The sequence below is a fragment of the Deinococcus malanensis genome (assembly GCF_014647655.1).
GTDB lineage: Bacteria > Deinococcota > Deinococci > Deinococcales > Deinococcaceae > Deinococcus > Deinococcus malanensis.
Window position 1 is genome coordinate 1 of the sequence record NZ_BMPP01000041.1, and the last position, 9,950, is coordinate 9,950.

A 9,950-nucleotide genomic window follows, 5' to 3' on the forward strand; every position below is an offset into this window, starting at 1 on the left:
ACGGTACATCGCCATATCCGCATGCCGCTGCAACGATTCGGGATCCCGGCCACCGTGTGGGTAGGCGCTGATCCCAATGGAGACACCGATAAACAGTTCACGCCTGGCCACCGTCAGAGGGACGGAGAATGCCGCGAGAATCCGCTGAGCGACCTGGATGGCCCGCGCCTCGTCTGCAAATGGGAGGATCACCGTGAACTCATCCCCACCCAGCCGGGCCAGCGTGTCCCCCAGACGGACGCAGTCGCGCAGCCGCTGGGCAGCCTGGGTAAGCAACTGATCACCCGCCTGATGACCCAGGGTGTCATTCACTCCCTTGAAGTCGTCCAGGTCGATGAACAGCATCGCCAGGGGAAGCCCTTCGGTTTCGGCCATCGCCAGGTTCGCGCTCAGACGGCTGGTGAAGAGCGACCGGTTGGGCAGCTTCGTGAGCGGGTCGTACTGGGCCTGATGGTGTAGCCGGTCCGTCAACCGGCGATGCTCAATGGCTATGGCTGCGAGGTGGCGGGCTTTCTCCATGGTCTCGAGACTGGCTTTCGTGAATGGACCCGGGTGCTGGGCGTACAACGCCAGCACGCCCAGCACTTGACCGTCACCATCCAGGATGGGTGTGGCGGTGAGCGCGCGGACGCCCACGGGCACGAGAAACGAACGCAGTTCAACCATCAGCGGATCGCTGGTGATGTTCTCCACGCTGATGGTCTGCTTCGTCGCTGCGGCGGTGCTACAGGCTCCCGCGCCTTCCTGAACCTTCCAGGTGTCGAACGCCTGATGAAAGGCAATCGGGGCGCTCGGCGCAGCCGCCAATGTCAAATGCTCATCCTGCGCAAGCATGATCGCGCAGAAATGGCCCGGCGCCTGCTGCTCGACCATGAAGGTGATCTCCCGCAGCACGCCAGACACAGGGTGACCTTGCACGGTCATCTCAAGCACCCTGTTGTGGCTGCGCTGCTCCAGCTCCGCGACCTTGCGAGTATTGATGTCATGGAAGTACACCGTCAGGCCCTGCGCGGACGGGTACGCGCGCACCTGAAACCAAGTGCTGAGGGGTGCGTAGTACTCCTCGAAAGTCACGGGATGACCTTCGCGGGCAGCTTCGCGGTACTTCAGGTCGAAGGTGCTCCCCACCGCCTCTGGAAACATCAGCCACAGGTTCTGACCCAGCAGGTCATGGCTACGGCACTCCAGTAACCGCTCTGCTTGCGCGTTCAGGTACGTGAAGTTCCATTGGCTGTCCAGCGCGAAGAACGCATCAGTAATGCTCTCGAGGATCGCCACTTTCTCGCTGGCCTGTTCGCTGAGTTGTTGTTGGGAACGGCGCGCTTCGGTCACGTCACGGGAGATGACCAGCAGGCGTTCGGGCTGGCTGTCCTCCGCCGCGATGGCCGTCACCATCACGTCCCACCATTTCTCCTGACCGGTCAGGGTGGGCAGCCGCCCTTGAAAGGAACTGCTCTGGGAACGCCTTGCTTCGTCCAGGGCATTCCGCACGGTGGACTGCTGTTCTTCATCCCAGGCATCCACCCAATTGCGGCCCAGCAGAAGGGTGAAGTCAGTCACGTCCATCAACCGCTGGCCGCCCTCGTTCATGAACAGGATGCAACCGTCCCCATCGAGAATCTTGATGCAGTCCGCACTGCTGTCCATGACGCGACGCAAGAAAGCTTCATTCCGGCGCAGTTCTTCTTCCGCGTGGCGGCGTGCGGTGATGTCGCGGGTGGAAGAGTGGAAACTGATGACGTCTCCGGTCGCTGGATCCCGGTGTGCCCGTGAGATGCTTTCCAGCCAGACATAGTGCCCGTGGCGATGGCGGGCGCGGTACTCAAGTCTGACCGAGTCGACTCTTGTATTGAGAAGTTCGGCGACCGCGGCTTGAAAGCTTGGGAGGTCGTCCGGGTGAACCAGGGACGGTCCGGGTTGCAGAAAGAACTCGTCGGGGGTGTACCCGAGGACCTGAAGCGAGGCAGGGGAAACATAGGTGAGCTGGCCTTGCGCGGTATACAGAAGAATCAGGTTGGTCGAGTTCTCGAGCAGGAGACGGTACGGCCACTCGTGGTTGTGCGGGGTCGGGGTGGCTGAGCCCTTCTCATTGTGGAGGGCAGCGGGTGTCGGTGATTGATGGGAGTGGCTCACGTTGGCCTCGGGGTCGTGCGGGTGTGTCCTTGCTCTCGTTCAGTTGGTGAGCCTGCTGGGTGGATGTGGAGGCGGACGTTCCTTTTTTTGGAAACAGTGCAGAAGAAGGCCTTGCAATACAAATCCCACCTGGTCGGTTCGCCTGCCGAAGCTCCTGGGGCGTAAGGAATATTGAAGCGCAGAGCCGTACCGAACTCTTACCAACGGCACAGTTAAAAAGCCCGATTGTTCAGCTGTTACGACGCTCTTTCGACACGAAGGTGCGCAAAGAGGCATGTCGGATGCGTTGACGGCTTCCGTCCGTGAGGCCCTGCGCAGGATGAAACGCTGCTGAACGGTGTTCCTGGCTCATAAAGGGAACCTTGGGCCGCGGATTGAGTTCGGGTACGCCCTCCATGCTCGTGCGTGACGTGTGCATTCAGAGATCACGTCTTCGCTGACATGGTGCTGGTGGGGCCATCCCTGGTCTTGTCCAAGGCTGATGTGCGGAGCAGATCTGCTGGACCCACAGTGGTGGCCGGCCCGAGACTCGGGGCTGAATGTCACAATAATGAAAGAGAGATTGGGGGAGGATTAAGAAAAGCTATGTGGGCAGAAGAGTGTCCCACCACATGGCTCCAGGAGGCCACATGCACCTCACTTCCTCTGGTCCCCTCCGCGTCCTGCTGCTGCTATGCACAGCACTCCTGATCCCCCTGTTCTGGCCCGGCCTGATCGACAACCTGCTGAACCGCAACTTCAAAATCGACTACCACCACGACTGGTCGGCCTCCCTGGTCGCCCTGCACGTCGGCAGCGACCTGCTGATCGGGCTCGCTTATACCGTCATCGCGTTCATCCTGGCGCTGATCGTCTACCAGAACCGCACCCACCTGCCGTTTGACTGGGTGGTGCTGGCCTTCGGCCTGTTCATCATCGTGTGTGGCTTCACGCACGTCATGCACGTGCTGGTGCGCATCACGCCCGTGTACTGGCTCGACGCCTACATTCGCGCCATCACGGCCGTCGTGAGTATCGTCACGGCGTGTGCCCTTCCCCCCCTGATCCCTCGGGTCGGCCTGGCGTTGAGGGCGACCGCTGATCTTCGACGCAAGGAGCTGGAACTGCAACAGTCGCTGGCGACCAACCAGGCGCTCCTGGAGATCGTTCAACTGACTGAACGGCAAGATGACCCGCTTGAAATGGCGCAGCAGGTGCTCGTCAAGTTCCGGGACGCCCTCGCCGTTGACTGGCTGGGGCTGGGGGTGCAGGAGGGGGACATGGCCCGCCTGACCACCATCTGGCGTTCGGAGCGGGCCGACGGTGCCCTGTTGCAGGCCGAGCTGGCTCCCGTCGCACGAGGCAGCGGCTTGACCTGGTTGGCCATTGAACAGCAGAGGCCGGTCTATATCGACGACTATTCAAGCCACCCTCTTTCTATACCTCTTTACGTTCAAGGAGACCTGTCATCAATCGCGCTGGTGCCCCTCACGGACCTGACCGCCGGGAACACCATCGTGATGATTGCCAGCAAGGTCGGCAACAACAAGGGTTGGGCCGACTGGGAAAAGCAGCTTTTCGACGCCGCGCAGCTGTCGGTGAACGTGGCCATGGAACGCCGGACGCACCTGCGGAGCCTGGAGCGCGCGGCGTTGACGGACGCCCTGACGGGCCTGGGGAACCGCCGGGCCTTTGAACAGGATTTGATCACCGTGCATGCCAGTGCCCGGCGGCATCAGCATGGGTTCGGGCTGATGGTGCTGGACCTGGACGGCTTGAAAACCATCAACGATTACCTGGGTCATGAGGCAGGCGACCGCTTGCTTCAGACCTTCGGTGAGGTGCTGAACAGGCACACGCGTCTGGATGACCGGTGCTACCGCCTGGGAGGCGACGAGTTCGCGGTGATTTTGTCCCACAGCCGGGTGGACTCTGGTCCCGTCCTTCACGGCTGGCTGCGGGCACTGATGGCAGACGTGCAGCGCCGGGGCTTTTCAGGAGCGGACGTGAGTGCGGGGATCGCCTTTTTCCCGGATGAGTGTGCCGGACCGTCTGAACTGGTGCGACTGGCCGATGAACGGATGTACGCCGTGAAAACTCAGCGGCGCACGCACCGCGTGGCACGTCCGGCAGCTTTGGAAGTCACACCTCCGTCTGCTCCCCCCGACCCAGTCAGTTGAGAATGCTTCGCTGGACTCCCTTCCCGGCCGTGCGTCGGATTACCTCACGAAGCCGTTCACGCCGCAGGAACTCCTGGCCCGTATGCGGGCCCAGCTCAGGGAACACGAGCCGGCACCGAACATCACCTTGGGTCCGCTCACGCTGTCCCTCCAACGGCATCTGTGTTTGTACGAAGGGCGTGAGGTGTCCCTGTCGCCTGGTGCTGCTTGACGGACATACGCCTCGCATGGGCGCCGTGGAAGTGTTGACCACCGTGCGGCAGAACGAGTCGCTGATCTATCCGGCCACCGACTTCGGCCTTGGCCACGTTTCTGAATCACGCCGCAGGCACGCGGAGCAAATCATCCTGATCGCGGCCGACAAGAGTGCGTACGAACGGTTCTACCTTCCGGAAGGGGCCCTCAACACCGACTGGCGACTCTCGCCACTGCGGGCGCCGAGCCCTACGAAGCTGCCTCCGGCGCTGATTCAGGTGGCCGGGTACGACGCTCTGTATGACAACGGCATTCGGTACGCTGAAGCCCTACGCACCGCGGACGTCCCGGTCGTGGTGAATGAGTACCCCTCGATGCCGCACGGGTTCACCAATTTCCCGTACTTCAGCCGGGACTGGCGTTTGAAACAAAACCTGGAGTGATGGGGTCAAGGTGCGCGCGTGACTCCAGACGTGATGGGCGGTTAATACGCTTACCCCCACCAGACCCTGCACCTGGTGTATTCAAGCGTCGCGAACCTCCTGCTACTCACCCCGTGGTGGCCTGCGTTCCTTTCCGTGTTAATCAGCCGCTTCCTGCACAATGGTGGACTGCATCCGCGGACAGGACGACACATACCCCACCGAGCGCCACGGGATTTCCACCGTCATCCCATTCACAACGGCAACAAAAGGCAACGACGGCAGGGTGGCCTGATTGAGCGTCCGGCTGAATCTGTTCTTTTCAGAGAGCGACATTTCTAGAAGAATGGTGTCGCCGTTCGTGAGATGCAGGTGTACGGTGAGCATAAATCCTCCGGACCAAGGAACGTTGGGGTGTGGTTGAGATACCCAAAGCTATCTTTTGGTGTCTTACCCCTTTCTGCCAGGAAGAACCCGTAACGCGATCTTTTTTACGCTCGCGCCCGCATAGTGGAGGGGGCCGGCCGGGACGATGGACACCATGTGTCCGTCACGTGTTAAGGGTTCTTTTTGCTGTGCCTCCACCCTGAAGTGATACATCTACAGGATGTTGAATCCTGACACGCCAGACGATCAGGAACGCCTCGACCACCTCCACCGCTACCTAGTCCAGAACACGTTGTGCCGTTGCTACCGCTTTTCCACTACTCAGACATGAGCAATAACAACAGCAGAGCTGCTGAGCTGCATCTGAGGAAATTCGTCCCACCCCCCATCCATCCCAGGGGGGCACGCCCGAGACGCCGTTTCGGCTCACGCGCTTCCCGAAATTCTGACGAGATGACCGTCCCGTCCGTTTCCTGGGTGGGTGGATTCGCTGGCGTTGACCCAGCGCCGCAACAGCGATTCAGTCGCGCGACCTGGCTTAGCGCCATGTCTGGCCGCTTGGCGAGCTGCGCGGCTTCCTGTTTGAACTCGGTGGCGAAGGTACGACGTTTGCACGGTTAACTTCGACTTCCCATTGCCGGGCCTTATCTCCGTGTCCACGATGGCGGGGCAAGCTCAGATGTGGCTCGGTCCCACCAAGCAGTGTCAGGGCGTATGTTGGCTACACCTAAGAGGAGGCACCCATGTCGGATCACGAGAAGAAAGTTAAAGTTGAGGTTCCCGAAATCAAGGTCATCGCCCCAAATGGTGGAAACGATGGCGCGGCCTACAGTGGGGGAGCGGGTCAGCGTCAACGCGCACCACAGCTCCAGATGGCCCCCACCACCCGCAGCTTTCTGGGCGGTCTGCTTGTCGGGACCGTGGGCCTCAAGCTGCTGGGCAGCCGCGATGCCAAGCGGCTGTACGCTCACCTGATCGCCGAGGGTATGAAGATCAAGGACACCCTGGACACGTCCGTCGAGGGCGTGCGCGCCTCCTACGACGACGTGATGGCTGACGCCCGCAGCATCTACGAAAAAGACCGCAGCGAGCAGAAACGCCGCGAGTATGCGGACCTGAGCGGGGATGGCGAGAACAACGCCCCCGATCTCGTGGACGCTGAACTGGTGGAAGAGAGCGCCATGCAGCCGAAAAAGACAGCTCCGATCAGCAACAAGGAAGGCGCCGGAGACACCAGCAGCCAGTGAGCCTGCGTGCGTTTTAAGGTTGAACACAGCGGGCCGGGCCGTTTAAGAGTTTCGTCGAACTCTCCCTTCGGCCCGGCGGGCCGCAAGGTCTTACGCGAACGGCTGCTGGCCTTGCCAGGCGTCACGCGCGTGACGGTCTACAAGTACGGCAGCGGTCTGGTTCTCGAATATAGAGGTTCACGCGCCGCTCTCCTGAACGCGCTGCAACGCCTGGAAGTGCTGGACCTCTGCCAGGACCCCGGCGACATCGGCATTGCGCCGGAAGAACGCGAACTGTTCGACGTGTTCTACGAGGCGGCGCTGCGCCGGGCGCTGACGCACACGCTGCTGCCGCCTGTCGTGCGCGCTCCGGTCACGTTGATCAAATCATTGCCCTTCATTCCTCCCGCCCTGCGCGCCCTGCGTCAGCGCCGCCTGACCGTGGAAGTACTGGACGCCACCGCCATTGTCGTCTCGCAACTGATGGGAGACTTCTCCACCGCGTCCTCCATTATCTTCCTGCTGAATCTGGGCGAGGATCTGGAAGGGTGGGTCGAAACCCGTTCGCGAGAGCGGCTGGAGGGCAGCCTGTCGTTCCTCAGCCACAGCGCCTGGGTCATCACCGAGAGCGGCGGGCTGAAAGAAACGGCTATCGCGGACGTGCGGGTGGGAGACCACGTCAGTGTCACGTCGGGCCGGGGCATTCCACTGGACGGGGAGGTGCTGCGTGGGCGCGGGATGGTCAACGAATCGACCCTGACGGGCGAGCCGCTGGCGGTGCCTAAGACGGTGGGCGACGCCGTGTACGCCAGCACCGTGGTGGAGAATGGCGAACTGACTCTGCGCGTTACCAGCCTTGCCACCGAGAGCCGCATCAGCCAGATCGTGCGCCTGATGACCGGGGGGGAGAATTTCCAGTCTCCGCGTCAGCGCCTCAACCAGACCCGCGCTGACGCGGTGGTGGCCTACAACTTCCTGGGGGCCGCGATCACCTATGCCCTGACGCGCAGCGTGACCCGGGCGCTGCTGTTCCTGCTGGTAGATATTTCGTGCGTCCTCAAAATTTCGACACCCATCGTGGTCATGACTGCCATGCGGCAGATGGGCGATCAGCAGGTTCTGATCAAGGGCGGGCGCTTCGTCGAGGAATTCGCGCAGGCGGACACCTTCGTCTTCGATAAGACCGGCACGCTGACCACCACGCGCCCGCTGGTGATGGACGTGTTGACCTTCGGCGGCTTCTCGCGTGAGGAGGTCATCAGGTATGCGGCGTGCCTGGAAGAACACTATTACCACCCCATCGGCCACGCGGTGGTGGAGCAGGCCGATCGCGAGAACATCCCGCACGACGAGATGCACGGCGAACTGACGTACATCGTGTCGCACGGCATCCAGTCCGAGATCGACGGCAAGCGCACCGTGATCGGCAGCCGCCATTTCGTGATCGAGGACGAGGGCGTGCCCATCACAGCAGAGCAGGAGGCGGTCATCGCCGAGCAGGCCCAGCGGTACAACCTGCTGTACTTCAGCATTGATCAGCAGCTGGCGGGCGTGTTCTGCATTGATGCGCCGCTGCGCCCGAATGCCCGGCAGGTCATGGACACATTGCGGGCGCAGGGCAAGCATCTGGTGATGCTGACGGGGGATCAGCAGGCCCGTGCCGGGGAACTGGCCGCCGAACTGGGCATTGAGGAAGTGCACAGTGAGGTCTTCCCTGAAGACAAGCACCTTTTTGTGCAGCAGCAACAGCGACGGGGCCGCCGGGTGGTCATGGTGGGCGACGGCATCAACGACAGCGCAGCCCTGCACGCTGCCGACATTGCCGTGGTGATGGCTGAGTCTGCTGATCTGGCGCAGCAGGTGGCCGATGTGGTGATCCTGTCCAACGATCTGGGCGCACTGACGGAGCTGGGCCACATGAGCCGGGGCCTGGAACGGCGGCTGACCGGGCTGTATACCGGGATCATCGGTGTGAACGGCGGCTTGCTGGCGCTGGGACTGTTCAACGTGCTGCCTGGAAACCTGCTGGCCCTGCTGCATAACGCCTCCACCATCGGTTTTTCGCTGTACAGCCTGGGAGATCTAGAGGTGGAGCGGTTCGCGTTACCGAATGAGGGAGAGTCGCTGCCGGCATCTGAAATGCGCGAGAGACCGCCTGAAAAGGGGTCAAGCACCGCATGAAGTAGGGTGTGCAATCTCCCGCTGAGAAGTAAGGAAGTCCCTCGTAATCCTGTGCCAGTCGTCGATGAAACGAAAACCAGGTAAACCTGCGTTCCACCATTCACACCCCCACATCGACGGCCTCGCCGCATGACCTCCGCGCCCTGCGGGAGCTGCACCGACGGTATGCGCGGCTCCTGTACGCGCTGGCTCATGCGAAGAAGGTCCCGCATCCCGGTCGGTGGGTTGAGGATGCGTTCGTGCACATCATGCGTCATGCCGACGGTTTTGCCAGGACGTCACTCCATCCACGGCTCTGGATGATCGCGATGGCGCAGCGCGCCCCTTCATAGGGTGCTGACGTGAACGGCGAACCGTTCACAGAAATCAAGGTGTGCGAGTATCCTGGCCCGATCAGGATGCCCGGTACGACGACCACATCATCAGGGCTCTGATCAGGTGGATGTTCACCAGCATGAAGGCCATGGTGCTGGTCAGGTTGAGAGCACAGCTGCCGTCAGCATCACATCCGTGAGACCAGCTACGGTGGCAGGACGTCGTAGACCTGCGCGGCGCGGGCTGCATGCCTTGAGCCCGGGAGCAAGCACGCTGAAGTCCTCAACGCTTTGTGTTCGGCCAAAGCAGCGACGAGGTGGAAATATTACGGTACTGGGATGACCTCAGAAGAAGGCTCCTCCGCACGCTTCCTTCGCCTGCGTGAGCAGACTGTTCCCGACCATGCAGACCCCGCCCCGGTTCAAGCGCAGGGTACACTTTCACACCGACTCCGCTGGCATCAGCCCCCTGCGGATCATGGGCTGACGGATGACCCCCACGACCAAAGCCTGAAGGTGCCTCAGGGCGAGTGAGAACTTGACACCACCTCGTTGGGTTCTGTTTAGCGTATCCAGACAGCTTGCCAGGATGGGCGGTTGTGCACATGCTGATCGGTTGGCTCTCCGGGGCCTACGTCACGCGTGAACCGTGGGTTGTCTGGGCCACGCGAACCAGAAGGTCGACCCCCGATCGACTGCCCCTTCACCCCACGCCCGGCCACCGAACCGCTCGGTCACCCGCCGCACCACCGCCAGTCCCAGCCCGGACCCCTCGTACACGCTCGACGGATGCTGGCGCTGAAACAACCGGAACAACCGCTCCTTATGACGCATATCGAACCCTACCCCGTTGTCCTCCACGCCGATCACAAACTCCGCTTCCGTCTCCCGCACGTGAAGGTGGAGGCGGGCTTCTGCTCGGGTGCGGGTGTA

Annotated in this window: 7 protein-coding genes and 1 pseudogene; 4 read left to right on the forward strand and 4 right to left on the reverse strand. The window is 61.8% G+C overall.

Annotated elements, in window-relative coordinates; genetic code table 11:
* The coding region (locus IEY49_RS20695; protein ID WP_189012245.1) for a diguanylate cyclase domain-containing protein at nucleotides 1-2,133 on the reverse strand (2,133 nt) is incomplete at its 3' end.
* A 629-nt stretch (nucleotides 2,134-2,762) separates the two neighbouring features.
* Between IEY49_RS20695 and IEY49_RS20700 the strand changes: the two genes are divergently transcribed.
* Both IEY49_RS20700 and IEY49_RS20705 read left to right on the forward strand, forming a co-directional pair.
* A complete protein-coding gene (locus IEY49_RS20700) occupies nucleotides 2,763-4,292 on the forward strand; it encodes a GGDEF domain-containing protein (protein ID WP_189012246.1) in 1,530 nt (509 codons plus the stop codon).
* 227 nt (nucleotides 4,293-4,519) lie between these two features.
* Nucleotides 4,520-4,930 carry an alpha/beta hydrolase fold domain-containing protein gene (locus IEY49_RS20705; RefSeq protein WP_189012247.1) on the forward strand — a complete coding sequence of 137 codons (411 nt, stop codon included), beginning with the start codon at nucleotides 4,520-4,522 and terminating at the stop codon, nucleotides 4,928-4,930.
* A 138-nt stretch (nucleotides 4,931-5,068) separates the two neighbouring features.
* On the opposite strand, the gene IEY49_RS20710 is transcribed toward IEY49_RS20705, so the two are convergent.
* Both IEY49_RS20710 and IEY49_RS22120 read right to left on the reverse strand, forming a co-directional pair.
* On the reverse strand, nucleotides 5,069-5,296 hold the full coding sequence (locus tag IEY49_RS20710) for a hypothetical protein (protein WP_189012248.1): 228 nt from the start codon (nucleotides 5,294-5,296) through the stop codon (nucleotides 5,069-5,071).
* A 456-nt stretch (nucleotides 5,297-5,752) separates the two neighbouring features.
* A pseudogene (locus IEY49_RS22120) lies at nucleotides 5,753-5,907 on the reverse strand (transposase); the annotation flags it as partial.
* A gap of 132 nt (nucleotides 5,908-6,039) precedes the next feature.
* On the opposite strand from IEY49_RS22120, the gene IEY49_RS20715 reads away from it, so the two are divergent.
* Together IEY49_RS20715 and IEY49_RS20720 are read left to right on the forward strand one after the other, a co-directional pair.
* The gene (locus tag IEY49_RS20715; RefSeq protein ID WP_189012250.1) at nucleotides 6,040-6,543 is read left to right on the forward strand and encodes a DUF6110 family protein; all 504 of its coding nucleotides are present in this window, start codon (nucleotides 6,040-6,042) and stop codon (nucleotides 6,541-6,543) included.
* A gap of 6 nt (nucleotides 6,544-6,549) precedes the next feature.
* On the forward strand, nucleotides 6,550-8,703 hold the full coding sequence (locus tag IEY49_RS20720) for a heavy metal translocating P-type ATPase (protein ID WP_189012252.1): 2,154 nt from the start codon (nucleotides 6,550-6,552) through the stop codon (nucleotides 8,701-8,703).
* Between the two features lie 950 nt (nucleotides 8,704-9,653).
* On the opposite strand, the gene IEY49_RS20725 is transcribed toward IEY49_RS20720, so the two are convergent.
* The coding region (locus IEY49_RS20725; protein WP_268239118.1) for a sensor histidine kinase at nucleotides 9,654-9,950 on the reverse strand (297 nt) is incomplete at its 5' end.